25 protein-coding genes are annotated in these 26135 nt (G+C 44.3%); 8 read left to right on the top strand and 17 right to left on the bottom strand.

What is annotated here, in order from left to right; translation table 11 throughout:
- Position 1 precedes the first annotated feature (1 nt).
- From gatB to F8C82_RS02445, 4 genes are all read right to left on the bottom strand, one after another.
- Entirely contained in the window at positions 2-1459 is a 1458-nt protein-coding gene (gatB, locus tag F8C82_RS02430; protein ID WP_151691838.1) for an Asp-tRNA(Asn)/Glu-tRNA(Gln) amidotransferase subunit GatB, read from the bottom strand.
- Between the two features lie 69 nt (positions 1460-1528).
- A complete protein-coding gene (lpxK, locus tag F8C82_RS02435; protein ID WP_151691839.1) occupies positions 1529-2551 on the bottom strand; it encodes a tetraacyldisaccharide 4'-kinase in 1023 nt (340 codons plus the stop codon).
- 9 nt (positions 2552-2560) lie between these two features.
- Complete coding sequence (gene miaA, locus F8C82_RS02440; RefSeq protein ID WP_151691840.1) at positions 2561-3466, bottom strand: tRNA (adenosine(37)-N6)-dimethylallyltransferase MiaA; 906 nt, start codon at positions 3464-3466, stop codon at positions 2561-2563.
- Positions 3467-3560: 94 nt separating this feature from the next.
- A complete protein-coding gene (locus F8C82_RS02445; RefSeq protein ID WP_170266125.1) occupies positions 3561-5384 on the bottom strand; it encodes a YfbK domain-containing protein in 1824 nt (607 codons plus the stop codon).
- 197 nt (positions 5385-5581) lie between these two features.
- Between F8C82_RS02445 and F8C82_RS02450 the strand changes: the two genes are divergently transcribed.
- Positions 5582-5881 carry a hypothetical protein gene (locus F8C82_RS02450; RefSeq protein ID WP_151691842.1) on the top strand — a complete coding sequence of 100 codons (300 nt, stop codon included), beginning with the start codon at positions 5582-5584 and terminating at the stop codon, positions 5879-5881.
- Between the two features lie 50 nt (positions 5882-5931).
- Here the strand turns inward: F8C82_RS02450 and F8C82_RS02455 are convergent, their stop codons facing one another.
- From F8C82_RS02455 to F8C82_RS02465, 3 genes are read right to left on the bottom strand one after another with little or no spacing between them, the layout of a single operon-like run.
- Entirely contained in the window at positions 5932-6471 is a 540-nt protein-coding gene (locus F8C82_RS02455) for an IS1096 element passenger TnpR family protein (protein WP_151691843.1), read from the bottom strand.
- An 11-nt stretch (positions 6472-6482) separates the two neighbouring features.
- A complete protein-coding gene (locus F8C82_RS02460; RefSeq protein WP_151691844.1) occupies positions 6483-7913 on the bottom strand; it encodes a CCA tRNA nucleotidyltransferase in 1431 nt (476 codons plus the stop codon).
- Positions 7914-7931: 18 nt separating this feature from the next.
- Positions 7932-8273 (bottom strand): hypothetical protein, encoded by a 342-nt coding sequence (locus F8C82_RS02465; RefSeq protein WP_151691845.1) that lies wholly within the window; start codon positions 8271-8273, stop codon positions 7932-7934.
- A 163-nt stretch (positions 8274-8436) separates the two neighbouring features.
- Between F8C82_RS02465 and F8C82_RS02470 the strand changes: the two genes are divergently transcribed.
- Positions 8437-9492 (top strand): glycosyltransferase family 4 protein, encoded by a 1056-nt coding sequence (locus F8C82_RS02470; RefSeq protein ID WP_151691846.1) that lies wholly within the window; start codon positions 8437-8439, stop codon positions 9490-9492.
- On the opposite strand, the gene F8C82_RS02475 is transcribed toward F8C82_RS02470, so the two are convergent.
- Genes F8C82_RS02475 through ruvX form a run of 4 tightly spaced genes read right to left on the bottom strand, consistent with a single transcriptional unit; the run spans position 9493 to position 12672 of the window.
- Positions 9493-10272 (bottom strand): glycosyltransferase family 2 protein, encoded by a 780-nt coding sequence (locus F8C82_RS02475; protein ID WP_151691847.1) that lies wholly within the window; start codon positions 10270-10272, stop codon positions 9493-9495.
- Positions 10273-10275: 3 nt separating this feature from the next.
- On the bottom strand, positions 10276-11391 hold the full coding sequence (locus F8C82_RS02480) for a glycosyltransferase family 4 protein (protein WP_151691848.1): 1116 nt from the start codon (positions 11389-11391) through the stop codon (positions 10276-10278).
- Positions 11391-12209 carry a 2,3,4,5-tetrahydropyridine-2,6-dicarboxylate N-succinyltransferase gene (locus F8C82_RS02485; RefSeq protein ID WP_151691849.1) on the bottom strand — a complete coding sequence of 273 codons (819 nt, stop codon included), beginning with the start codon at positions 12207-12209 and terminating at the stop codon, positions 11391-11393. Before F8C82_RS02485 ends, F8C82_RS02480 begins: the two co-directional genes overlap by 1 nt.
- A gap of 43 nt (positions 12210-12252) precedes the next feature.
- The gene (gene ruvX / locus F8C82_RS02490) at positions 12253-12672 is read right to left on the bottom strand and encodes a Holliday junction resolvase RuvX (RefSeq protein WP_151691850.1); all 420 of its coding nucleotides are present in this window, start codon (positions 12670-12672) and stop codon (positions 12253-12255) included.
- Positions 12673-12778: 106 nt separating this feature from the next.
- Between ruvX and def the strand changes: the two genes are divergently transcribed.
- The 4 genes from def to mazG are packed head-to-tail and all read left to right on the top strand — an operon-like array spanning position 12779 to position 15170.
- Entirely contained in the window at positions 12779-13348 is a 570-nt protein-coding gene (def, locus tag F8C82_RS02495; RefSeq protein ID WP_151691851.1) for a peptide deformylase, read from the top strand.
- Positions 13345-13899, top strand: coding sequence for a tetratricopeptide repeat protein (locus F8C82_RS02500; protein ID WP_151691852.1), 555 nt, complete (start codon positions 13345-13347; stop codon positions 13897-13899). Before def ends, F8C82_RS02500 begins: the two co-directional genes overlap by 4 nt.
- 14 nt (positions 13900-13913) lie before the next feature.
- Entirely contained in the window at positions 13914-14339 is a 426-nt protein-coding gene (locus F8C82_RS02505; protein WP_151691853.1) for a DUF5606 family protein, read from the top strand.
- Between the two features lie 42 nt (positions 14340-14381).
- The gene (gene mazG, locus F8C82_RS02510; protein WP_151691854.1) at positions 14382-15170 is read left to right on the top strand and encodes a nucleoside triphosphate pyrophosphohydrolase; all 789 of its coding nucleotides are present in this window, start codon (positions 14382-14384) and stop codon (positions 15168-15170) included.
- An 83-nt stretch (positions 15171-15253) separates the two neighbouring features.
- On the opposite strand, the gene F8C82_RS02515 is transcribed toward mazG, so the two are convergent.
- The 6 genes from F8C82_RS02515 to F8C82_RS02540 all read right to left on the bottom strand — a co-directional run bounded on the left by F8C82_RS02515 (position 15254) and on the right by F8C82_RS02540 (position 24033).
- A complete protein-coding gene (locus F8C82_RS02515) occupies positions 15254-17791 on the bottom strand; it encodes a T9SS type A sorting domain-containing protein (protein WP_151691855.1) in 2538 nt (845 codons plus the stop codon).
- A gap of 62 nt (positions 17792-17853) precedes the next feature.
- Positions 17854-20142, bottom strand: coding sequence for a transglycosylase domain-containing protein (locus F8C82_RS02520; protein ID WP_151691856.1), 2289 nt, complete (start codon positions 20140-20142; stop codon positions 17854-17856).
- A gap of 55 nt (positions 20143-20197) precedes the next feature.
- Positions 20198-21442, bottom strand: coding sequence for an ABC transporter permease (locus F8C82_RS02525; RefSeq protein WP_151691857.1), 1245 nt, complete (start codon positions 21440-21442; stop codon positions 20198-20200).
- 558 nt (positions 21443-22000) lie between these two features.
- Positions 22001-22519 carry a M23 family metallopeptidase gene (locus F8C82_RS02530; RefSeq protein ID WP_223279416.1) on the bottom strand — a complete coding sequence of 173 codons (519 nt, stop codon included), beginning with the start codon at positions 22517-22519 and terminating at the stop codon, positions 22001-22003.
- On the bottom strand, positions 22516-23628 hold the full coding sequence (locus F8C82_RS02535; protein WP_151691858.1) for a DUF6688 domain-containing protein: 1113 nt from the start codon (positions 23626-23628) through the stop codon (positions 22516-22518). Before F8C82_RS02535 ends, F8C82_RS02530 begins: the two co-directional genes overlap by 4 nt.
- Before the next feature lie 18 nt (positions 23629-23646).
- The gene (locus F8C82_RS02540; protein ID WP_151691859.1) at positions 23647-24033 is read right to left on the bottom strand and encodes an SRPBCC domain-containing protein; all 387 of its coding nucleotides are present in this window, start codon (positions 24031-24033) and stop codon (positions 23647-23649) included.
- A 366-nt stretch (positions 24034-24399) separates the two neighbouring features.
- Between F8C82_RS02540 and fabG the strand changes: the two genes are divergently transcribed.
- On the top strand, positions 24400-25134 hold the full coding sequence (gene fabG / locus F8C82_RS02545; RefSeq protein WP_151691860.1) for a 3-oxoacyl-ACP reductase FabG: 735 nt from the start codon (positions 24400-24402) through the stop codon (positions 25132-25134).
- Positions 25135-25143: 9 nt separating this feature from the next.
- Positions 25144-26133 carry a 3-oxoacyl-ACP synthase III family protein gene (locus F8C82_RS02550; RefSeq protein WP_151691861.1) on the top strand — a complete coding sequence of 330 codons (990 nt, stop codon included), beginning with the start codon at positions 25144-25146 and terminating at the stop codon, positions 26131-26133.
- Positions 26134-26135 lie beyond the last annotated feature (2 nt).

A 26135-nucleotide genomic window follows, 5' to 3' on the forward strand; every position in this document is an offset into this window, starting at 1 on the left:
ATTATTTTTCTAGAGTTTCTCTCAACATTTGGCTGGCCACTTTCGGGTCAGCCTTTCCTTGTGATAGTTTCATCACTTCGCCCATAAAGAGTCCGAGTACACCTTTCTTTCCATTTTTGTACTCTTCTACCTTGTCTGGATACTGTGCCAAAGCCGCATCAACATGTGCTTGAAGGGCGTTTGAATCGCTCTCTTGAACCCAGTCGTTTTCTGAAGCAATGGCCTCTGGTTTGCCGTCTGGTTTTTCCAAAAGAAGAGGGAAAATCTTCTGATTGGCCACTGTGTTACTCACCTTGCCATCATCTACGAGTGCAATCAGTTCTGCAATCGTAGCCGCTGGAACTGGGAAGTTTTCAATGACTTCTGCACGTTCATTCAGCCAACCTTTAATTGGACCTTGAATCCAGTTTGAAGCACCTTTGGCATTTTGAGTATGAGCCAAACACTCCTCAAAATACATGGCTACACTTTTATCTTCGGTTAATACTTTGGCGTCATAATCCGATAGCCCCAAGTTCTCCGTGTACTTCAAATAAAGTTCTCGCGGTAGGGGAGGGAGCGTAGTTTTTACCTTCTCTACATAGTCTTGTGTAACAACAACGGGTTGTAGATCTGGTTCAGGGAAGTATCGATAGTCGTGTGCGTCTTCTTTCGCTCGTAAAATAGCTGTGGCACCGGTAGACGCATCGAATGTTCTGGTTTCTTGAACAATGGTTTCACCCGCTTCAATAGCTGCAATTTGGCGGTTGATTTCGAAGTCGATGGACTTTTGAACATTGCGGAATGAGTTCAGGTTTTTCACCTCTACTTTGGTTCCAAACTTTTCTGTTCCTCTCTTTCGTACCGATACGTTCACGTCACAGCGAAGCGAGCCTTCCTCCATGTTCCCATCACTGATGTCGAGGTAGCGCACGAGCTTTCGAATCTCGTTCAAGTACGCATAAGCCTCCTCACCATTTCTAAAATCAGGTTCAGAAACGATTTCTAGAAGGGGTACGCCGGCACGGTTCAGGTCGATTAAAGAGTGGAAAGGATCCAAATCGTGAATACTCTTTCCCGAATCCTCTTCCATGTGAATTCGAGTCAGGTTGATGAATTTCTCACCTCCTTCTGTCGTTTCAATTCTCACAGCACCTCCTGTACAGATAGGTGTTTTATCCTGAGTAATTTGATATCCTTTTGGAAGGTCGGCGTAGAAGTAATTCTTGCGCGCGTACTCATTCCATTCACGGATGTCACAACCACAGGCTATGCCCAATCTCACGGCGTATTCAATCACCGATTTGTTGGCCACAGGTAAGGTACCTGGATGACCTAGTGATATTGGAGATACTTGTGAATTGGGTGCAGCGCCATACTCTGTTGCGTCAGAGGAATAGGCTTTACTCTTGGTACTTAATTGGGTGTGGACTTCAAGTCCGATAATCGCCTCCCAGGCGTCCATTTTTGATGCGCTCATTGATCGCGTTTTTGCAGCAGTGCAAAGTAAGTAAATCCGCAGGGAATCTGGGAATGTGTTAACACTCTCTTAGGCCTGAAAGTCAGAAATAAATCGATCGATGATTCTGTAAATAACGCCAGAATCTTCATCCATCTCAATGGAGATGTCTTGAATGTAAGTGGGAATGGCATCTAACTCAGCATTGGAAGGCCAGCGAACAAAGTCTTTACGGGTGGTAATGATACATTCTACATTGCTGTTTTCAAATGCATTGATCATCCTCTGAGCATCGGAATGGGTATAATCCCGATGATCTTTGAATCGAAGGGAATGAACTTCAACACCTCGATCTATGAGGTGGTTGATGAGGTGATCTGGACTCGCAATACCCGTTACTACCAATGCTGATTTGGGGTTCTGCACGCTGTGATTCTGCGCATTGGTGAGGGGGAGGTAGGTCATTCTACTCATGGACAGAGTGTGGACATCCGTAGGATTAATCTCCTTGCGTAGAATTTCACGCTCCTCTTGATTCAGTTTATGTGGACACTTGGTCACGGTGATGATATCCGCTCTTTCCAAGGCTCGCACATCTTCACGCAAGTTTCCTGCGGGCAGTAGAAAATCTTTGGTGAATAAGTCGTTGTACGGAGTGAGAACCCAATTCAATCCTGCATGCACATAGCGATGTTGGAATGCATCATCTAATACAATTACATCGGGGGCATTTTTATCTTGAAGTAATTGATTCACACCATTCACTCGATCTTCGCAAACAACCACCTTAACATGGGGGAAGCGCTGCGCGATTTGAAGTGGTTCATCTCCGATTTCTCTAGCGGTGCTATTAGGAGTAGCTTCGAGGTAACCCTTGGTTTTTCTGCCATACCCCCTGCTCAAAACAGCAATTTTATATTTTTCAGAAAATTGATGTAGAATCCACTCGGTGTGAGGTGTTTTTCCCGTGCCACCCGCAGATATGTTTCCCATACAAATGATGGGAATGGGGAATGACTTAGAGCGAAGTATTCCCAAGTCGAACAGGGAGTTGCGAACAGAAGTTGCAATCCAGTAAAGGGGTACAAAGGGTAGAAGCAGTGGTCTTCGCATGCGACGAATTTAGCGCAATTTAGATTCGATAGTTACTAATGCTTCATCGAAATCCGTAGGATTAAAGAGACGTAGATCGCTCTCTTTGCGATTCCATGTGAGCTGACGCTTCGCGTAGTTTCTGCTGTTCTGTTTTATCTTGGCTATGCAGGTTTCTCGATCCATCAATCCGTCAAAATGGTCAAACCACTCGCGGTACCCCACCGTTTGCAATGCCGTAAAGTGTCGGAAGGGTAGAACTGAACGAGCTTCTTCTTCCAATCCCTCAGAAACCATGAGATCTACTCTTGTGTTGATGCGCTCATACAGAATTTCTCTCTCCCAATCCGGAGCGATTTTAATCACGTCAAAAGGCCTACTTGTACGCTTTTTACTGCGGAAAACGGAGTAAGGCTTTCCGGTTTGAAGACAGATTTCTAGGGCTCTGATCACTCTTTGGTGGTTGTGCAAATCCACCCGTTTAGCATGTTCGGGATCTAATTTGAGTAACATCTCACGCAATGGATCGATTCCGTTTTGGGCAAATTCCGCATTGAGTCGTTCGCGAATGGAAGGATCAACTTCAGGCATGTCATCAAACCCCTCCATCAACGCTTTGGCAAAGAGTCCACTTCCTCCAACTACAATCTGGACAGGGTTTTTGGAGAATAGCATATCGAGCTTAGCTAGTGCCTCACGTTCGTACTCGCCTGCAGATAGCGGTGTTTCAATGGAGCGGTCGGCAATGAAATGATGAACAGCTCTGGCCAATTCTTCTTCGGATGGGCGGGCAACACCAATTTTGAGCTCACGATAGAATTGACGAGAATCACACGAGAGAATTTCTGACCCGAAGTGTTCTGCCAATTGTATGGCCCATTCGGTTTTTCCAGAAGCGGTTGGGCCTAGTACTGCAATGAGCGTTGGTTTCGACATGGGACAAAGGTCGACATACCCTCGACATAATGCAATCGCCCCGCGCTATTAACGCAGGGCAATACACACAAACAATCACAAAAGAAAGAGGAGCTTAGTCGGTATGAGCTGAGGCTTGAAGATTTTGATAAAGTCGCATGAGCTGGATAAAGTCTGAACGTTCTCCATTTTCATCTCGACCTTTTCCGTTTACGGCTAGTTCAATAATTTCAGGTAGTTCAATTCGGAAATTATCATCTTCACGAAGAAGACCTGCAAAAGAGGCAACCGATAAAGCGAACAATTGGTCAGTGCTCATTTTGTCCTCAACACGATTTGAAATAGGGAGACTTTCTATGGCGCTAATATGTCCATTCGGAGATTTGTATCGAATGGAAACAGAGGCAATTTCTTCCGTATTTCCAGTAGGAGAAGAAGATTGATATTGGAGATTGGATTGTGAGCTGCCATCTCCTGGAACAATCTCATAGATTGCGGTTACTTGATGATTGATTCCCACTTCGCCTCCATCTACTTCATCGTTGTCGAAATCTTCATCCTTTAACATCCGGTTTTCGTAACCAATAAGGCGGTATTGCTTCACAAATAGTGGGTTGAACTCCACCTGTATTTTTGCATCCTTGGCCACCGTAAAGAAGGTGCCTCCAAACTCTTCTACGAAAATTCGTTTGGCATCATATAAGTCTCGCACATAGTTGAAGTTGCCATTTCCATTGTTGGCGAGTTGCTCCATGGTTCCTTCTTGGTAATTTCCAGAACCAAAGCCCACCACACTAAGAAAGATGTTTGTTTTTCTCTTTTCAGAAATCATCTTAATGAGTTCACTTTGAGTGGAGATACCAACATTGAAATCACCGTCTGTACAGAGAAGTATACGATTCGACCCCGATTCAATAAATCCCTCTTGTGCTTGCTGATAAGCCAACTGAATTCCACCTGCGCCGTTGGTGCTTCCAGAGGCAGATAAATCCTGAATCGCATTGTAAATTTTGTCTTTTTCGGTTCCTGGTGTACTGGCAAGAACGACGCGAGTACTTCCCGCATAAGTCACTATGGAAACGCGGTCTTGATCGCGCAACTGGTCAGTCACCATAATCAGCGCTTTCTTGATCAGGCCGATTCGATCAGGGCCCATCATGGAGCCAGAAACATCAATTAGAAATACCATGTTAGAAGGAGGGAGGTCATCTGTCCTTACATTTTCGGTTGCTAAACTCACTCTGAGGATTTGATGATCTGCATTCCACGGACACTGGGTAAGTTCCGTTGTAAATCCGAATACATCGTCTTCACCCGGTTCTTTTACGCTGTATCTGAATGCATTGATGAACTCTTCAGATCGCACGGCGTCGGTTGGAACGGGAGTCCCTTCTTCAATCATGCGTTTAACATTGGTATAGGAAGCGCGATCAACATCCATGGAAAAGGTAGAGAGAGGTGCGTAGCCTATGCTTTGAAATCCAGCGGGTAGGTTGCGATTGTATTGCTCGCGCTGTTCTTCGTTTGAGGTTCTATTTCTATGCGCATACACTGGAGCATTATAGCCGAACTCGCTAATTTCAATGTCATCTTCAACAACTTCTAGTAGTTCAATGGAAAGCTCTTCAGGTGCGAGTTCAACGTCTTTTTTCGTTAACTGGCCAGGTTTAATGATGATGTCAGTGATGTCTTTGGATTCGTAGCCGATGTGGGTTACACGCAGGGTATACTTTCCGGCAGAGATGTTTTCAAAAAGGAATTTACCTTCAAAATCAGTGACAACTCCATCGCTCATGGTATTGTTTTGTATGAGCATTAGTCGAACCCCAACCAGAGGTTCTTTGTTGTTTTGATCACATACCACACCATTGAGTTTGCCAGTTTGTGCTATAGCTAGTGTGGTAAGAAGGGTGAGGAATAGTGCGAGTAGTTTTCTCATCATCATCGAATTTGAGTTGAACTTCGTTAGGTCTTCCACTCAATCAACGCAAGAATTGAACCAAGAGTTAGGTTCAGAAGAAATATCGAGATGGTCAACCACTGCTGGTTGAGCGAATTGAGAAATTCACTATCTTATACTTTCCCCATAAAGCAAGTTGACAAATGAATACAGGTATCCGAACAAATAGTACACAAATGAGCCTTGAACAAGCTTATGAAAACGCTCAACTCATCGAGAAAGAAGAGGTAGTTGGATTGGTTTTTCCAAAGGATGAAGTGCTCCGTGACGGGCAGTCGATTAAGGAGCGTGCACAGCGAATTCACCGCGCTACAAGTTTAGGCAACTTGGAGAAGTACAAGGTTACTATCGTGTTTGAGGATTCTGTGGGATTAAAGAAAATTACCACCACAATATGGGCTCAAACCGAGAAGAAGATTGTGCTTAAAGGCGGAAATAGTGTTCCCGTTCATCGTATTTGGGACGTGGTTATTTAGCGATTATCCGTTGGCTTTTAGTTCAAGTACTTTAAGCCAACGGCTATCGACTATTCCCACATTCCTTCCCCTTCATGGAGGTCGCCGTCGTATTCTTCGTCGTCACCTTCACCTTCGTCAAATGCGTCGCCAAATAGGCCGCTACCACTTGATTTTCCAGCATCACCACCAAAGTCTTTGGATGGAGCTTCTTTAGGGGTATCTCCGTATGTGAGTGATACAGAAGGGTATTCTTCTCCTTCAATGGCTTCGAAGGTGGAAACGAATTCCACGAAGAAAGTCCACATGTTCAGGTAATCATATACATATAGAAGTCGGTCGGCCGGACGAACAAGAAGGTCTTCCACATGAACTTGAGCCATGCTAGCTGCATCGGGATGTCCACCCATGTCTACCATTGGAATCTCCTCTCCCTGTGCCCAATTCTCATCGGTGTGAAAGAAGCTAGCCATTTCACCGTCTTCAATCCCAAAAGCATTGAGGACCGCTGAGTGAAGCTGCTCTAAGGTGTGATCCGCAGGAACATCGATGTCTCTAAAGATGTCTTCCTTGGTGTCGAGGATTACGCGTAGTTTGTGAATAGTACTCATGACAGATCTTTTTATTCAGCGGGTTTTAACCCCATTTCTACTCCTTTTGAAATCATAAAAGCATGGGCTGCTTCGTGTTCATTGGGAATATCTCCTTCTAATATTGCTTCGCGAATGGCATCCTTAATTTGTCCGATTTCAGGTCCCGGATTCATTTGGAATGCCTTCATTATTTCATCTCCAGAAATAGGTGGTTGCCAGTTTCTCAGGCGATCTTTTTCCTCAACTTCAACCATTTTGTTTCGAACTACATCATAGTTCTTGAGGTATCGCTTCTTCTTTTTCGGATTCTTTGTAGTGATATCGGCTTCGCACAAAATCATCAAAGAATCTATATCGTCTCCCGCATCAAAGAGTAATCGTCGTACGGCGGAATCTGTAGCGTCATCGCTGACCACGGCAATAGGACGAGAGCTCATTTTTACCAATTTCTGAACGAATTTCATTTTGTCGTTCATTGGTAGTTTAAGGCGTTTGAAGATTTTTGGAACCATTTTACTTCCCAAAAACTCATGACCGTGAAAGGTCCATCCCACCTTTTTTGAAAACTTCTTGGTTCGAGGTTTTCCAATGTCGTGTAGCAATCCAGCCCATCGGACCCAAACGTCATCGGTTCGTGTGGCGATATTGTCTACAACTTCTAGAGTGTGCCAGAAGTTGTCTTTATGCGTTTGTCCTTCAACTTCCTCCACGCCTTTTAAAGCTAGCATTTCGGGAAGAAATTGTTCGAGTAGGCCCGTTTTATAGAGAAGAGCAAGCCCTTTGCTCGGTTGAGGAGCTGCCATTATTTTATTGAATTCATCCATGATTCTCTCCATGGAAATAATTTCCAATCGAGAAGCTTGAGAAGCTAGGGCTTTCATGCTTTCGTCCACAATGGTAAAGTTCAATTGCGTTGCAAAGCGAACGGCACGCATCATTCGAAGCGGATCGTCAGAGAAAGTAATCGTCGGTTCAAGTGGTGTACGAATCAGACCGTCTTTCAGGTCCTTTAGTCCATCAAAAGGATCAAGGAGTTTTCCGTACTCACCTTTACTCAACCCAATTGCCAGCGCATTTATGGTAAAGTCTCTGCGATTTTGATCGTCGGATAAAGTGCCGTCTTCCACAATGGGTTTGCGCGAATCAGCGCGATAGCTTTCCTTTCGGGCACCTACAAATTCAATTTCGAGATTGCCGTGCTTGACTTGAGCTGTTCCAAAATTCTTGAATACACTGAGATTGTTCTTACCCGGAAGCGCTTTCGCTACTCGTTTCGCTACGTCAATTCCCGAGCCAATGACCACAACATCAATGTCTTTTCCATTGCCGCGATTTAGCAACCGATCTCGGACATATCCGCCAATTACATAACAAGGCATGTCGAGTTCATCCGCACACTTTCCAATAACGTGAAAGATGGACGTGTCTACAAATTTGGCAATGTCTTGAGCTTTCTCCATGGTTGAGAATGAGCCTGTTTAGGCGTTCATCGCATTTAAGATAATCAATGCAATGAGCAATAAGTACAACCCGTAATTCGAGTTCTTGATTTTCTTTTTGAGCTGAACCACTTCATCATTGTCGTCCTCTTCAATCACAACAGGGAACATCAATGGATAACGAAGGAAGGCTTCCACACGCAATTTTCGTTCGTCGGCATTCTTGAAATCAAAAAAGACAATGTCCATGATTCTTCCCGGCTCCATGTGCTTCTCAATCTGGATTAATTGCAGATGGAGCCCTACTTTATAGGCATAAACCGCTAAAATGGCGAGCACAGCAACGATGAACAAAAACAGGGTTGCAATTTGAATGAGCATGTGCTGGGTGAATTGACGTCGAATTAGGGCGCGAAGTTAATAAAACGATTGCGAAAAGGCCTTTGGAATTGTGGATTACGAAAGAAGGGAACGCACATTTCCAACTTGCTTTAACTAGCTTTGCTGGAGTTCATTTTACGCTCACTTTTTAGGAGAATATCACTTGGCATCGAAAAGACCTATTATTTGGATTGATACGTATCGAACAAAGGTTCCAAATTCCGGTCTGGGGCAGTTTTCTATGCGCTTTGCCGAATACGCCGTAGAGAAGGGGAGTGATGAGTTTCAATTCGAAATTTTCGGATGGGGAGCTCCAGAACATCTGTTTGCTGATAATGCGAAGAAGGCGAAGTGGCATCATCGGTATTTGCGATCGGGAAGTACGGCGGATTTATGGCACAGTTTGTACCAACTTCCTTCGCATAAACCACCGCGTAATACGAAGTGGTTGCTCACGGTTCACGATTTGAATTTCTTGTATGAAAAGTCTCCTGCAAAAGCCGCGAAGTACCAAAAACGCTTAGGAGCTGAAGTGAAGAAGGCGGATTACATCACTTGTATTTCTGAATTTACCAAGGGAGATTTGCTCAAAGTGTTTCCACAAGTAGGACGAAAAGTGAGCGTCATTCACAATGGAGTAGAGTTGCAGTCAAATGTTGTTTCTCAACCCTTGAAAGGTTTCAACCCTGAAATTCCCTTCTTTTTTAGCATTGGCATTTTCAACCCCAAGAAGAATTTCCACTTATTGGTGGAAGTTATGTTGTCTTTTCCTGATTACCACTTGGTTTTAGCTGGAGATTCATCCACCTCCTATGGTGCAGAAGTGAAGGCAGAAATTGAGAAGTACGGACTTTCGAGAAGAGTTCATTTGCCGGGCAAAATCAGCGAAGGCGAAAAAGATTGGTGCTATAGAAATGCGTCGGCAGTACTGTTTCCCTCCTTTGCCGAAGGATTTGGAATGCCACCAATTGAGGCGATGTCGGTTGGTACTCCCGTGTTTTTGAGTAGAGCCACCAGTTTGCCCGAAATAGGAGGAGAGGTGGCTTACTACTTTGAAAAGATGACCGCTTCAAGCATGGCCCACAAGATCAAATCGGGGTTAGACGCATTCTCTAAAGATGCAAATGCCGCTGAAAAGTTAAAAGATCGTGCGAGCAAGTTCACTTGGGACGAAGCCATGAAGAACTATCTAGACTTGTATCGAGAAATTCTACTCTAGTTACTTGAATAGTTCTTTTTGGAAGGTTTCACCTCTGTGCATTCGGTAAACTTTCACATATCGCTGAAAAACGTTCCAAGCGTTCAAACAGGAAAGGATTAAGCCCGGAGTTCCATCCTTGAATCCACCTTTTAATACATAGTGCTTGAAGAAGGTGAAGAAGGGCTTAATGATAAAGTGAAATCCAGTCACTTTGGGAGTCTTGTCGATTTTATCCATAGCAGACCACGTGCTGTAACGCAGTGATTTCAACATGAATGAATCGTATCCTTTTCCTCTATATGTGTCGTGTTGAATAGGGTGTTGAAGAGTTTTAACTGGACCATTAGCCAGTATTTCACCGTGAACCTCCTTGTCTTCGTATCTACATTTGTTCTTGTTGATCAATCGAATTACCGAATCTCCCTTCCAAACGTGGTTCACGGGTTTGTCCATGAAGTAATTGGTGCGCAGTGATCTAAAGGCGACGTATTCGCTGGGGTTGTTTGCCATTTCGCGCAGTTCCGCAATGGCATCTTCTTCTACCCATTCATCTGCATCTAGGATGAACACCCAATCATTCTCCGCTTGGGGAATAATCCAGTTCTTCTGTGAGGTGGAGTTTTTGTATTCGTGTTGAATGAACTTCACCTTGTCGTATTCGCGAACAATGGATTCCGTACGATCTGTGCTGAAGGAGTCTACCACAATCACTTCATCAGCCCAAAGAACAGATTCTAGGGATTTGCGGATACAAACCTCTTCGTTGTATGTGGGAATGATGGCAGTAATGGGAGTCATACGCTATTTTTTCAATCGCTTATAAAGGGTGGTCCATTCTGAAAGCAGTTGCGAAGTACGGAACTTCTCGGCAAATGTATATCCCGCGTCAACGGCAGATTGTCTGAGGTCGGAATCATTGAGCAGAAGCTGAACGGAATTGGCCAGTTCTTCTTCATCTTCTGGATTGATATACAGAGAATCTGGGCCTCCGGCTTCTGGGAAAACACCACTGTTAGTTGTAACTACTGGTGTTTTAGATCGAAGGGCTTCAATAATCGGAATGCCGAATCCTTCGAAAATTGAAGGATAGACAAAAACGGTAGCCATTTGATAAAAGGCCACTAAATCTCGCATACCATCCACACGGATGTGGTGAATTCGATCGGAATATCCCCCCAGTTCCGCCTCTTTCATCAAGGCTTCAAAGTAAGGTGTAGAGCGACCAACGAGTACCAATGGGATTTCAGGAATGTGAGCTAGCATTCGTACTGTTGTTCCCACATTTTTCCTTTGCTCGAGGGTCCCTACTTGGAGGATAAACTCCGAAGGCAAGTTGTAATCTCGGGTGATTTTCGAGAGTTCCTCTTCACTGAAGTTCGTGTCAAATACGGGGTTACAATCTTGGTAAATAACTTCAATCTTCGATTCTGGAACCTTGTAAAATTCCATCAAATCGAACTTCGTTTGTTCGCTGATAGCTACAACTATGTCTGCACTATGAGCGGCATGGTAGAACTTCTTCCGATAGATCTTTCGATCAGCGGTTTTATAGAAACTCGGATATCGCTCAAAAATCAAATCGTGAATGGTCACTACAGACGCAATTCCTTTTTTGTGAAGACCAATCGGAAGTTCATTGCTCAACCCATGAAAGATATCGATGTGATCTGAGGCGGCCTCACTTGCCAATTGGGTAGTCCTCCACACGGAACCGAGTGGACCTTTCCAAATTCCTGATGGAGTATGGATGTGTGCATTCTTCGGCGGTGATGGGTAGGCGCTTCCGGTTTTGGGCGTATAGAGGTGAAGGTCAAATTCCTCCGGAGCAGTAGCTAGCATATCTACAATATGCCGACTATAATTTCCAAGTCCGGTGGTATTTCTAAAACACCTCTTTGCGTCAAAACCTATTTTCATCAAACGGCAACGTTATACTCGCGTAGCGCATCATTTAGAGAAGTCTTCAAATCTGTTGAAGGCTTGCGCTTTCCGATAATAAGCGCACAAGGTACTTGATATTCTCCTGCTGGGAATTTTTTCGTGGTTGTACCTGGTATTACGACAGATCGCGCTGGAACTCTTCCACGAATTTCAACAGGTTCATTACCCGTTACGTCGATGATGCGGGTAGAAGCCGTTAGGACAACATTAGCACCGAGAACAGCTTCGCTTTCCACGTGCACACCTTCCACTACAATACATCGAGAACCGATGAAGCAGTTATCTTCAATAATAACAGGAGAAGCTTGAACTGGCTCAAGAACTCCACCAATTCCAACACCTCCGCTGAGGTGAACGTTCTTTCCAATTTGAGCACATGAACCCACTGTAGCCCACGTATCTACCATCGTGCCTTCGTCTACGTAGGCGCCAATGTTCACGTAGCTTGGCATCATAATCACTCCTTTAGATACATATGATCCGTAGCGAGCAATGGCATGAGGAACAACGCGAACTCCTTTAGCTGCGTAGTCTTTTTTCAATGCGATTTTGTCATGGAACTCGAATGGACCCACCTCGATGGTTTCCATTTTTTGAATAGGGAAGTAGAGAATCACTCCTTTTTTCACCCATTCGTTCACCTTCCAGCCGTCGTTAGTCGGTTCAGCAGTGCGAAGTTCACCGCTATCTAACAATTCAACTACTTTTCGAATCGCGTCTTGTGTTTCTGAGTTTTGGAGAAGATCTCTGTTTACCCAAGCGGCTTCTATCTTTTGTTGAAGTGTATCAATCATGACAAAGTGTTCAAATTTTAAGTCTGCAAAGATAAGGTCTGAATCAAAAGGATGGTCCTCTATTCATAAACGATTGCAGGATGAGTACTGCGGAAATCTGGTCGACCATTCCCTTTTCTTTTCTCTTCTGTTTTTTCATTCCCCCATCAATCATTGCGCGTTGAGCCATTCTTGATGTAAAGCGCTCATCTTCACGTTCTATAGAAAGATTAGGGTGGGCAGATTGCACCTTGACAATGAGCTCTGAAATAAACGTCTCTACGTCGGAAGGCACACCGTGCATTCGAATAGGTTTACCAACGACCAGGGTTTCAACTTCGTTGTTGGATAAGTGCGATGTCAGCCAGTCGAGAAGCGTTGAGGTTTCCACGTAGCCTACGGGAGATGCAATAATTTTCATCGGATCACTTTCTGCGATTCCCGTTCTGCGTTCGCCGATATCAAATGCCAATAATTTACCCATGGCGCAAAGGTCTGCAATTTAGATGGAGTAGCGAGATTACATCCTCATTTCTCTGCTTAGATTAGCGTTGTAACTTTCATACCTTTGCCCTTCAAATTAGAGATAGATGATTTTACCGATTGTAGCATATGGTGATCCTGTTCTGAAAAAGAGAGGAGAGGATTTGGAAAAGAACGATCCAGAGTTGCCTAAGCTAATTGAAGATATGTACGAGACCATGTACAACGCACATGGTGTTGGGTTGGCGGCACCCCAAGTGGGAAAGTCACTTCGACTATTCGTTGTAGATGCCAGTGGTTTTGTAGAAGAGGGAGATGAGGAATACGAGACACTCAAAGACTTTAAGAAAGCCTTTATCAATCCAGAGATTCTGAATGAAGAAGGAGAAGAATGGGCTTTTTCTGAAGGTTGTTTAAGCATTCCTGATATTCATGAAGATGTCTATCGCCATGAGACATTACGCATTCGCTACTTCGATGAGAATTGGGTTGAACACGAAGAAGAGCTGAGCGGTTTAGCTGCTCGGGTGGTTCAACATGAATACGATCACATTGAAGGAGTTTTGTTTGTGGAGCACTTGTCACCATTGAGAAGACGTATGATTAAAGGCAAGCTACAGAACATCTCGAAAGGGAAAATCAAAGTGGATTACCGAATGAAATTCCCAAAAAAATGAGAAAGTTCATCGTTGCATTTTTCATGTTAGCCGTGCTTGTAAGCTTGGTTTCATGCGAGCAAAAAGAATCTCAGGTAGTGGATAGAAAGGCGGAAATGAAGACGAGTATCGATTCGTTGGAATCGGTGTTGAAAGCTGCCGAGGGAGATTTGGATGAAGATTTAGGTCTTCAAATGATCGATGCATACGTGGGGTATGCCAAAGAGTTTGAAGCGGATACGGCGTCTGTTATTTATTGGTACAAGGCCGGTGAGATTGCTCAGAATATTCCAGGTAAGGAATTGTACGCTGTTACATATTTCGCCAATATCTTTGAAGACCATCCCAACCATGCATTGGCACCTCAGTCGGTTTTTCTATCGGGTGTAGCCTTTGATAAAATGGGAGATAAAGAAAGAGCAGCCGTGAGCTTTGAGCATTTTTTAGAAGCCTACCCATCCCATGATTGGGCTCCAGATGCGCAAGCGATGTTGCAAATGAGCACAGACACAACGGATCTTGATACCCAAGTGAAGGCGTGGTTGGAGAACGCAAACAAAACACAAGAATAAACTAGATCGACAGTATGAATTTAGAAGGTGTATTAGCCATTGGTGGCAAGCCGGGTTTATATCAACTCGTAGCACAGAGCAGAGGCGGGGTGATTGTTGAACATCTCACTGACAAGAAGAGATTGAGCATTGGTGCTCAAGCACAGGTAAGTGCACTTGAGGATATCGCTATTTTCACAATGGACGACGAAAAGCCTCTCAAAGAGATTTTCGAAACAATGTTGGAAAAGCACGGTGAAGAGAAAGCACTTTCTCCAAAGTCGAGCGCACGTGAACTCGAAGCGTACTTCGCTGAGATTCTGCCTGAGTATGACACCGATAGAGTATATCCAAGTGATATTAAAAAAGTGTTGAGCTGGTATAACATCTTGCATCAAACAGGTCACCTTACTGCGGAAGCTCCAGAAGCCGAAGCGGAAGAGGTCAAGACGGAAGAATAATGATTAAGGCGAGTTTTCTCGCCTTTTTTTACACCTCACCCCATGCATACCCGAGAAGAGAACTTAGAGGCTTTTAGTCGACTACTGACCATCATGGATGAATTGCGAGAGCAATGTCCGTGGGATAGAAAACAAACTATGGAGTCCCTTCGTCACCTCACCATTGAAGAGACGTATGAATTGGCCGATGCCATTGTGGACAATGATTTGGAGGAAATCAAGAAGGAGATTGGCGACCTCATGTTACACATGGTTTTTTATTCAAAGATTGGTTCAGAAAAAGGAGCTTTTGATGTAGGAGATGTTCTTCACGGCATTTGCGATAAGCTCGTTCATCGTCACCCTCATATTTATGGCGACGTAAAGGTGACAGGTGAAGAAGAAGTGAAAGCCAACTGGGAGAAAATCAAACTCAAAGAAGGAAACAACGAAAAGAAAAGTGTTCTTGAAGGAGTTCCTCGCTCTCTTCCTGCCATGGTTAAAGCCACCCGTATTCAAGATAAAGCAAGAGGCGTGGGCTTTGACTGGGATAACCGCACTCAAGTTTGGGACAAAGTTCACGAGGAATTGAATGAGTTTCAAGAAGCGGTGGAAAGTGGAAATCGTGAAGAGATGGAAGCTGAATTTGGCGATGTGCTCTTTTCGATGATCAACTATTCCCGATTTGTAGATCTCGATCCTGAAATGGCCCTTGAGCGCACCAACAAGAAGTTTATTTCCAGATTTAAGTTTATGGAAACTGCCATACGGGAAGATGGCAAAAGCATGAGCGAGATGAATTTAGAAGAGCTCGATTACTACTGGGATAAGGCGAAAGCTGCTTCGAAGTAATTTCGCCTAATGAATACAGAAAAAGGTGAGTTTGGGAATATTCCAGACTCACCTTTTCAATTTGAAACAGAAGTGTAGTTTCGTTATCTCAGAATGGAAACTTTCACAGAAGTGGACGAGTTATCCGCACTTATGACTCTGAGAATATACATGCCATTCTGAAGCTGATTCACAGGGAGTGAGAGGTCTTCATTCGGATTTTCTACAGTTGTGTGAACTTTTCCACTGAGGTCACATAACTCAACCCGGATTACACGATTCCAATTGGATCGCTGAACATGCAATACCGATTGAGCCGGATTGGGATAGACGACAGCTGTGGGAGAATGGAGATCATTGAGGCCTATATCTTGCACGGAGAAACAGTTGGAAGTGTCCTTACATCCGCCTTTAGTTACAATCACCGCATAAGAACCATTGGCAGGAACGTAGAATAGTCGACCGGTAGCTCCGTTAATAATGCCAGCATTCGGGTTGTCACATTTAATCCATTGATATGAGGCTGAAGTTTCACCAACTTGTAAGATGGTTGAATTCGGCTGACGCGTAACGGCCATATTCACGTTGACTGTGGTTAAGGTGATATTCACAATACTGTCGCACCCTGCAGCGGCTCCTCCTACTATAGTGTCTGTGTAGGTACCTGCCGTTTGAAGTGTTCCGTTGCCCGAAGGGAGCGTGAAAGACTTACCATTGCAAATTTCAACCGCGATAGATCCTTCAGCTTCGAGATCAAGATCAAAATGATAAACCATTATACAACCTGATCCAGAAGTTGAAGGAACGGTGTCCAAAAATCCAGTTCCACTTTGGGTATAAGTCGTTCCGCTTGGGGCGGAATACGGTCCACATGCTCTTTCTATAGTTCCCATGTCTATGTTTAAATAGCATTGGTTGGAGCTTTTTACACGGATATGCGGAGCATTCAATTCGGGCGTAGTGAAACCGAAATACCAACTTGGGTTCGATTTTGTGAAGTACATAATGCTTGCAAGCAGGGGTTGAATCACTTGCTGATCATTCCAGATCGCTATGTCTTTTGTGCCATTCAGAGTGTTTAGTTTTACCACCACGTAATAAGCCCCTGTTACCGACATGTCACAATAGGCCGAGCTGCCTGTAGCTGGGGTTGCCATGCTGATTTCGGCCATTTCATTATTGATGTCGGCTTGGGTGATCGTATGGCTAGCGGTTGCGATGGGGTAAGTAGGAAATCCAGAGGACAGATTGAATCCAGCAGTATCGTAAATGGATACTTCAAGAATTCCACCTACGTCCGTGTTATTTCCGTCGATACCCACTTGGACACTGTGGATGTATTCATCTTGCAGAAATTCCATACGAACGGCAATCTGTCCTGTATCCCCTAGTTCATTGGAACCAATACTATTGTCTTTGTGACTAAAATCAAGAGACGTGATGTAATTGGAAAACGAGAAGGGGAGAGAATCGTTGGAGGAGGTAGTGAGCGAATCGGAAGATAGATAATACTTCAATTGGTATTCATCAATGGTCGAAGGCGTCCATGTGCTGGTTGTCGTTTGTGCTCTGCTTGCCGTTGCTCCTTGGAACAAGGTGTCGATAGCGATGGAGGAACAGGTATGTACAACCACGCCAGCGCTATTCACGACATCAACTTTGAGCTGAACATTCGTTTGGTAGCTAGCTCCTGTGTTTTCAATAATTCCCGAGAAAGCGATGGGGCGGGCTTCATCTACAGATTGATGCCCGTAGATACTCTTGAGAGGCTGCGCTGGATTTCCAGCCTCTACGAAAATGGCAGGACGGTTATTCACAGAAGTAATCTGAAGCTCATGTTGAGGGATCACCTCAATGCGGATGTCGTCAATCATCCAATAGTAATAGCCGTGATTGATTGTATTGCCTGGTGTTCCATCAAAAACAAATCGAATCATTGCATTGCTAGCCCCTGCAATGGTGGAAGAAATGTCTCGGGACGCTACTGTGGCGTTCGAAATGAACCCATTGATGCCGAGTGTATTATGGCTTGCGATCGTGTCTGAATACGGCCATGTCAGACCTCCATCAACGGAGTATTCTACCACCAAGTTTGCTTGATAAACACGTGCACTGTGTTCAAATACTAAGCGAAGATTGAATTGTCCTGACAAATCAATGGTGTCCGATCTGAGGATTCCAACGTGTCCAGTAGGCGCAGGTCCTTGACCTTGATTTGCGCTTACACCCCCGTTGTCTAGGTAGTCGGAGTCAAAAATCATAAACCCATTGGAGCGGGTGGTAGAGTTAAGTGGTTGATTAAATCCATTCGAGCTAGTACTATAGGCGCCTCTAGATCCCACAGTATTGTTAGGAGTTGTAGACGTTCCACGATACTCCCAAATACAGGCAGGCATAGGGGTTCCTGAAGAACTGTAGCCATAGGTGTTCCATCCTGCGGGAACTCCATTTGAAAAGTTCTCGGAATATATGGTTGTTGTTGCCCTTTTAGCGCTGGTGACAGAAGTAGCGTTGTGGGTAGGGGGATGGGAATCAGTTAGTTCCTGTACTTGGTAATGAAGCGATTGCCCCATCAACCCTATTGAAAGTACCATCAAATGGAAAGCCCATAAACATCTTTGAGAGCGTAGTGCTGAGGTCATAAAGAGAATCTAAGGTTAGACGTTCCTTATAACGAATGTAACTAATTTACGGTTGGTTCGTTTTATCTTCCAAAGAGTCTATCCCAGAAGCTTCGATCACCTGTATCGTTCGTGTCTACTTTTCTTTCTCCATCGTCGAAGTAATTACCTAGACGCTCAAGAAAATCTGCTTCGCGTATATCAGGACAATCTCGTACATCCAAGCTGTCAGATAGTGGGTTGAGCTCAAAACTACCCGTGTACTTAGAACGGTAGCCTGAACCTTCAATACTTCGGAAGAATCTCGCCCAAATCGGTAGAGCCATGTGTGATCCAGCACCAAGTGCTCCATTTCTGAAGTGAACTTTAGGATTACTCGCTCCAACCCATGCACCAGCTACAAGCTTTGGAGAGTATCCAATAAACCATCCATCGGCATAGTCTTGAGCGGTTCCCGTCTTCCCGGCGTATTCACTGCTCAGTCCGTAGGTAGAACGTGCACTTCGTGCGGTACCTTCATTGATGACTGCTTGCAAGTATGACGTGAGTTCATCGCATACTGCATTCTCTATAGCATCTGAACTCGACGCTCCTGGGGCTTTGTATATCACAGTGCCAAATGCATCTGTAATTTTTGTGATATACCGGGGACGAACGCGTTTTCCGTGATTGGCAAAGGTGCAGTATGAATTCACCATCTCAAGTAGGGTGGCTTCATTTGTTCCAAGTGCCATAGATGGAACGCGACGAATTGGGCTTGAAAATCCAGCACGCTTGGCGAAGTTCTCTACTTTGCCCATTCCTGTTCGAAGCAAGACTTCAACAGAAATTACGTTCAGCGACTTTTTCAGAGCTCCTCTCAGGTTATAATAGAGAGAATCATCTCCACCAGAGTTGGTTGGATGCCAATTGTCGTAATCAGGATAAGTTTGAGAGACATTTCTGAAATAGGTACACTCATCAATGCCCGATTCAATGGCTGCGCCGTACACAAAAGGCTTAAAGGTTGAAGCTGTTTGACGGCGAGTGGTGACATGGTCATACGGAAGGTAGGTATAGTCCAATCCCCCTACCCAAGCCAAGACGTTTCCTGAATTGGGTTCCATGGCTAGAAAGCCTGTGTGTAACATGGACTGGTAATATCCTATGCTGTCAAGCGAACTCATTTCCACATTCTTCACTCCGTGTTCTCCACTGAGATCTACCACAGTCATAGGGTGAGGAATCGACATCGCCTCGATGATTTCTTCATCACTTTTTCCATTGGCTTTTAGTCGTTTGTAGATTCCAGTTTTTACAACTTGGCTTTGAATCACACTGTGGTTATTGCCCCACGGATTGTTATGTCCCCAATGAGCATTGAACTCACCTTGAAGAGATTTCATGTGTCGTTCTACAGAGGCAACGGCATATTGTTGCAGACGACTATTTAAGGTCGTTTCAATTATCAGTCCGTCCGTTCTCAAGTCGTATTCTGAGCCATCAGGCTTTCTAAGCTCATCAAGAATGGCCTTAATTTGAGGTTCAATATGAGCGATGAAATAGGGTGCGGGATTATCGGATTCCAAATTGTAGTAATTCAATTCCATTGGGATGGCTTGAATAGAGTCCGCTGCTGCTTCAGTGATGTATTCATACTTCGCCATTTGGTCCAACACGGTATTGCGACGATCGAGTGCGAGTTCTGGATTCCTTCTCGGATTGTATAGAGTGTTACCCTTGAGAAGTCCTACAAGTACGGCACATTCCTCAATAGAAAGTGAGGCGGGTTTCTTATTGAAGTAACGTTGGGAGGCGGTTTCGATCCCATAAACGTTTTCACCAAAACTCACTGTATTCAAGTACAACTCTAAGATTTGCTCCTTATTAAAAGTTTCTTCGAAGCGCTGAGCGATAATGATTTCTTTCACCTTGGCTACGGGCATTGACAAAAAGCCAAAGTCGTCTCTACCATAGGTGTTTTTAACTAGCTGCTGAGTAAGGGTAGAGCCACCACCGGAAGAGGCGTCTTGCAAGATGAGGGTTTTAAAGATTACACGAGCAAGACTTCGCTTATCTACTCCATTGTGTTCAAAGAAACGAGCGTCTTCCGTGGCAACTAACGCATCGATCAGTGTTTGGGGAATCTCGTCGATGTTAGCCCCTGTACGGTTTTGAACGAAGTATTTACCAATCAAGGTGTTGTCTGAACTGTATACTTCAGAAGCTAAATAATTGCGGATGGATAGGATGTCTTCATCATTGGGTAACCGACCAAAAGCACCGGCCCACACCAAGAAGATGAACAAAGCTAGTAGGGCTGCTCCGGCAAGAGCAAGTTTGAATAATCGTACAATCCAAAGGCGACGAGTGGACTTCTTTTTCTTCTTCATATAGGTTTTGAGAGGAAATGACTACAAAATACGCGACGTGATTTCGGTGAATCCGCTATTCGTAACGAAGGGATTCTATCGGATCCAAACGAGCCGCTTTAACTGCAGGGTATAAGCCAGAAAGAACTCCAGTTACAAATGTGATACTCACTGCAAAAATCACCCAATCCCAAGGAACAGTAAATGTGGTTCCTAGCTGTGATCCAACTGAGTTACCAATGATAATTCCAAAAATGATTCCCATTACGCCACCCAGCTGACTTACTAACGCCGCTTCCGTTAAGAACTGGAGTACAATGTGTCTTTGCTTAGCGCCAATAGCCTTTCGGGTACCAATTTCTCGCGTACGCTGACGAACGCTAACCAACATAATATTCAGCAGGTTGATGGCAGCTACTAATAGTGTGATGAGGCTAACAGCAATGGCTGCAATGTAGAGTTGATTCTTATTCTCTAGTAACATTGAGCTAAGCGCATCACTTCGGGTAATATTAAAGGATGATTCTTCTCGTGGATGTTGTTTTCTGATTGCGCGCATTACGGCTGTCGCCTCACTCACGGTGGCATCTAAGTTGGCGCCATTTCCCGTCATCACATTAATGCTGTAGCCTGATGAGGGGGAGGTGAGGCTAGCTCTAGCTCGGGTGATCGGAATGAGCACGGCATTATCGCCAGAGAAAATGGATGAGGAACCTTTGGGGTTTAGAATACCTACCACGCGATAGCGCTGTCCGCGCATGGAGATAGATGTGTCAATTGCTTCATCCGTTCCAAATAGTTTTTCATAAACGTCCTTACCTAAGAGCACAATGGGGCGAGAATCTGAAATGTCTTGTCTTGTAAAACCGCGACCTTCATTGATCGAGTAACCGCTCGTTTGCAGGTAGTTTTCATCGATAGCCCAGACCAATACATTGGGATCAGTCGCCTTAGAACCATGTTTGACTTCCATGGCTCCTGTTACGCGGTAAGACAGAGAAGAAGTGGCGCCATTATACTGGAATCGATTAACAAAATCATTGGCTTGGTCCCAAGTAATGGGCGGGTGCGTCTTCGGGCGAGAGCCTCGTCGGCCAATTTGTATGTTCATACCACGGCTTTGAATGGTGAACGTGTTGGCACCGAGTGAAGAGAAATTATCCGTGACTGCTTGTTCAAGAGATCGAACGCTTGTAAGCATTCCCATCATAGCCATAATACCAATCGCAATGACAGAAGCCGTTAGGATGGCTCGCAGTTTTTGCGTCATTAATGCATCTATGGCAATTCGTATGTTCTCTAGGATTTGAAGGCGGCGCATGCTTGGTTTTGTCTATTCAAAGCTACGTTTTTTTGCGACAGAAAAATGTGGCTTCGGTTAGGATCAGGTTAAAGAAAACTCAATATTTCAAAACTTAGGACAGGTGTGATTTGATAGAAGAATGTGGGGACTACCGTCCCGCCCCAGTCTCAAGTTACACTTTGAAATAGATAACCGTACTGATCTCAGTCTGCAATATTATCTCGTTGAAAACTAGTCGATTGTAAACGTTTATCCCTAGGTGATGAATTGGGTGATTCGTAACTTAATTGCGGGAGGAGGATGGGTGGCCCCTGATCGAACTACCAAGTTTTTGGCTAGAGTTGCAACAATTTCTTTCAGGACACAGAGGTCTTGGGTGAGTAAGGGGACTACCGTCCCGCCCCAGTCTTAAGTTACACTTTGAAATGGATAACCATACTGATCTCAGTCTGCAATATTATCATGTTGAAAACTAGTTGATTGTAAACGTCTATCCCTAGGTGATGAATGAGGTGATTCGTAACTTAATTGCGGGAGGAGGATGGGTGGCCCCTGAACAAATCTCAGGTTCATTGGCTAGAATTGCCCGATAGGATCTAAGAAAAACATTTTCTTCCATCTCTGTTTCTCTCCATCTATTTTCCAAGGTCGTGGCATTAGTGAGAACACAGAATAATGCAGATGGGGACTTTTTCCGCGAGCATTTCCAGTGCTGCCAACGGTTCCGATGGAGGTTGAAGAACCCACAAGAGTAAGTGGACTTGTTTCTATACTATCAAGGTGGGCGTAGTAATGAATCCTCCACTTGGGTCCCAAAACAATAACAACTTTCCCTCCCGATTCTAATGTGCCTGTGTAAAGAACAATTCCGCGTGTACAAGATTCTACAACAGTTCCCGCTTTAGCGAAAATGTCCACTCCTTTGTGTGTGACAGATTTCCCCCATGGATAATACCAAAAGGAATCGGGATGATAGTCTGAAGATGTAGCGCCATCCACGGGCATGTGCGCTCCATCTGGTGTCAAGTAGCCAACGATGAATAGAGTGAGAAGAAGAATACCTCGCTTCTTTTTGATAAAGCGAATTCCTCTCATTTGGATGATGATTGGGTTAGTTCCGAAAGAGGAGTTTTACTCGTGTATTGCAATTCTATCCTATTTTCCGGCTGAATATCAACTGAATACAATATCAGTGTGAATGTCCATTCGAGTGGCTTCATGAGAAGGTAAACTAGGTGCGAAATTCGTCGGTCTTTGTATACATCGTAGTTTTTGTGAATGTGGTCGCCGACTTTGTCGTAGTGCCTGCGAATCCATTGATGAGTTTTTGGAGATACTTCGGAAAGCCACTGCTCGAATGCATTACAGACGAGTAATTGTCGGTTACAGGCAATCAATTTACTATTGCGGATGCCCACTCGCTTCGAACCGACAAACCTTGGGTTTCCGTTGGCTGCCACACTACAGAGGTAATGGCCGCCACAATCCACATTTTCACAGAGTGGGGTGAGTGTAGAGAAGGTGTGATAGTATGTTTCTGTGAACAACTTGATCATACCATCCGGACGTTGGGTGAAGATGTATTGAACAAGGTAAATTAGAAAGCTCACAGGCAGGAGACCGATAAAATACTTCAGGATTTGATTCGCAAATCGTTCAAACGAGTAACGTCCTTTGGGATTCTCGGGAAGATCCAAGTATTCTTCGTCTTCATAGGATTCTTGTTTCCCTCCATTCATATTGAGACGGGCTTGCATGACGTGCCATAACCAAAGGTAGATAGGGGAATTGCCAATGAGGATAGGAATCCAACCTCCCGATTGATCACTGGAAATAATTTGAATCCCAATGGCGGTGTTTAGTAGAAATAAGAGAAGTACACTACCTCCCCCCAGCAACTCCATGAAAGGAGGCCATGGTGACCTGCTGTATTTGTAAGCTAATGAGATAGAAAGTACGGGAATGCAGAGGATGTAAAACTCCGGTAGATACTCCGTATTGAATGCAGAGGATGCACAACAATCATGATTATCCACGACGAATGCGGCGAAGAAGACGATAGGATTGAAAATGAAAATGACCAACTCTATCAATACTTCAAGTATTGGGTGGAATTGATAAGTTGGCCGACTAAACCTTTTGGCTGTTTTGATGAGTAGTACTAGACTAGGCAAACAAAAGGCTGTGATAGTAAGTACGAACAAGAAAGAGCGGTTTTATGATTAGAGACTTAAAAAGTAACGCTCCATTGGATCAAAATAGTAATCTTCCCATCCTTTTTTGTACTTCGCGCCATCTGAAGATAAGTGACTATGATGAATAGTGACCAAGCATCCTTCTCCAGATTTTTGAAAGGTAATTTCAACTAAAGAATCCTCTGTTTTTTGCTTGAAATCTGTAGTCCTCCAAGCCTGAAGAATTCTCGTCTTTCTATCAATCTCCAAATTAGTGCCAGAAATGTATTGATTCCAAGCATGAAATCTACCACCAACTTCCGCACTAACATGTGCAGGAGAACCCGTCATGGCGCTGTGCTTTTCGCTGCTTAACCATGCGTCAAAAACATCATCAGGAGATGCAGGAAGTTTAGTCTCTATCGTAAATTCCATGTAGTTGTTTGTAGGTGAGGTTAAGATACAATAACTGTCCTAAAATCTGGAATGTCTTGTTACATTCCTGTGCAAGATGTCATATTCACGTTTATCTGATATTAATGACTTGTAAAGTTGAGTTGAATATTCAATCACCTGAAGAAAGGTGATCGTGAAGAATGGTGTGATGTACACTTCTTCGCATTAAAGTGGACGAAATTTCGGTGAGTCAGTATGATGGAGTGGGATTCTTTTGTGTTCATTATCAAGAGATAAGAATGTTTAGAAGGCTTATATTAGAATTTAGTCAGCCTTGCTGTGTCACCTTGACTCACCGCAGTCCTCTTCACACTTTAATTACTTAGTAGTAAAATATTGTGCATCATGAAAAGACTCGATAATAGGGTGGCTATCATCACTGGTGGCGCCTCCGGTATAGGTAAAGCAGCCGTCGAAAAATTTGTAGCAGAAGGCGCTCGTGTTGCTATCTGGGATATGAATGAGGAGCATGGCAATGCTCTCGTTGCAGCCATGGATGGTAAAGCATCTTTCTACAAAGTGAATACAGCAAATTCGGATGAGGTGAATGCTGCAGCCGAGAAGGTGATTGCCGACTTTGGAAAGGTAGATATCTTGGTGAACAATGCTGGGATTACTCGGGATGCCACTCTTTTGAAAATGACCGACGAGCAATGGGATGCCGTGATCAACGTAAACTTGAAAGGGGTGTTCAACTGCACTCGTGCATTGGCCGGACATTTTAAGGACAACGGCTACGGGAGAATTGTGAATACTTCATCTGTGGTTGGACTTTATGGAAACTTCGGACAATCCAATTACGTGGCAACGAAAGCCGGGGTGATTGGAATGACCAAAACATGGGCGAAGGAGTTTGGCAAATATGGAATTACGTCCAATGCAGTAGCACCGGGTTTCATTGCTACAGATATGGTGAAATCCATGCCAGAGAAAGTGTTAGATATGATGAAGGACAAGGCACCGCTCAAGCGTCTAGGACAGCCAGAAGATATCGCAAATGCATACGCTTTCTTAGCTTCCGATGAAGCTTCTTTCATCTCAGGAACCGTGTTGAGTGTTGATGGCGCAGTAACTATTTAACCTTCCTCTATGAGAAATGCTAGAATAACAGGAACAGGTTCAGCATCCCCAGATCGTGTGGTTCCCAATGCTTATTTCAACGAATTATTAGGGGAAGATGTAGATACTTGGTTACGTGAGAATGTTCAGATTTTCGAAAGGAGATGGCTCGCGGAAGATGAGTCGGTGGCTGATTTGTGCGAAAAGGCCGCATGTATGGCCATAGAGCGTGCAGGCATTTCAGCAGAAGATCTCGACTTGATAATCATTGCTACCGATACTCCTGAATATATTTCTCCTTCAACCGCATCTGTTCTACAAGATAGATTGGGAGCAAAGAATGCGGGAAGTTTCGATGTGAATACAGCTTGTGCAGGATTTGTTTCTGCCATGGATACTGCTTTTAAGTACATCCAGGCGGATGGTCAGTATCAGCATATTTTGGTGATTGGCGCCTATGCCATGAGCAAGTACTTAAACCTTCACGACAAGAAGACGGTGACGCTTTTTGCCGATGGGGCTGGTGCAGTCGTCTTGTCGGCTACTGAAGAAGAGAATGTGGGACAATTGGCATCTCTTCAAATGACCCAAGGTCAGTATAATGAATGGATGGGGATCTATGCAGGAGGTTCGAATACGCCAATTACTGCGGATGTGGTGGAGCGGGGTGAACACAAGCTGCAATTCGTAAAGAAATTCCCGAAAGAGCTCAATCCAACCATGTGGTCGAGTATGGCCAAAGAGATGGCCAAGAAGGCAGGAAAAGAAGTGAAGGATGTAAAGATGTTCTTCATGACTCAAATCAACATCAACAGTATTTATGAGATGTTAGACATTCTGGGGTTGCCACATGATCGCGCTATTTACATCATGCACAAGAATGGATACACTGGCTCGGCGGCGATTCCAATGGCACTCAACCAAGCAGTAGAAGCTGGAGAAATTGAAAGAGGTGATTTGATCACCTTGATCGGTTCGGGCGGCGGACTAGCCTTTGCTGGTAGCCTCGTTCAGTATTAATG

Source organism: Phaeocystidibacter marisrubri (assembly GCF_008933165.1).
GTDB lineage: Bacteria > Bacteroidota > Bacteroidia > Flavobacteriales > Schleiferiaceae > Phaeocystidibacter > Phaeocystidibacter marisrubri.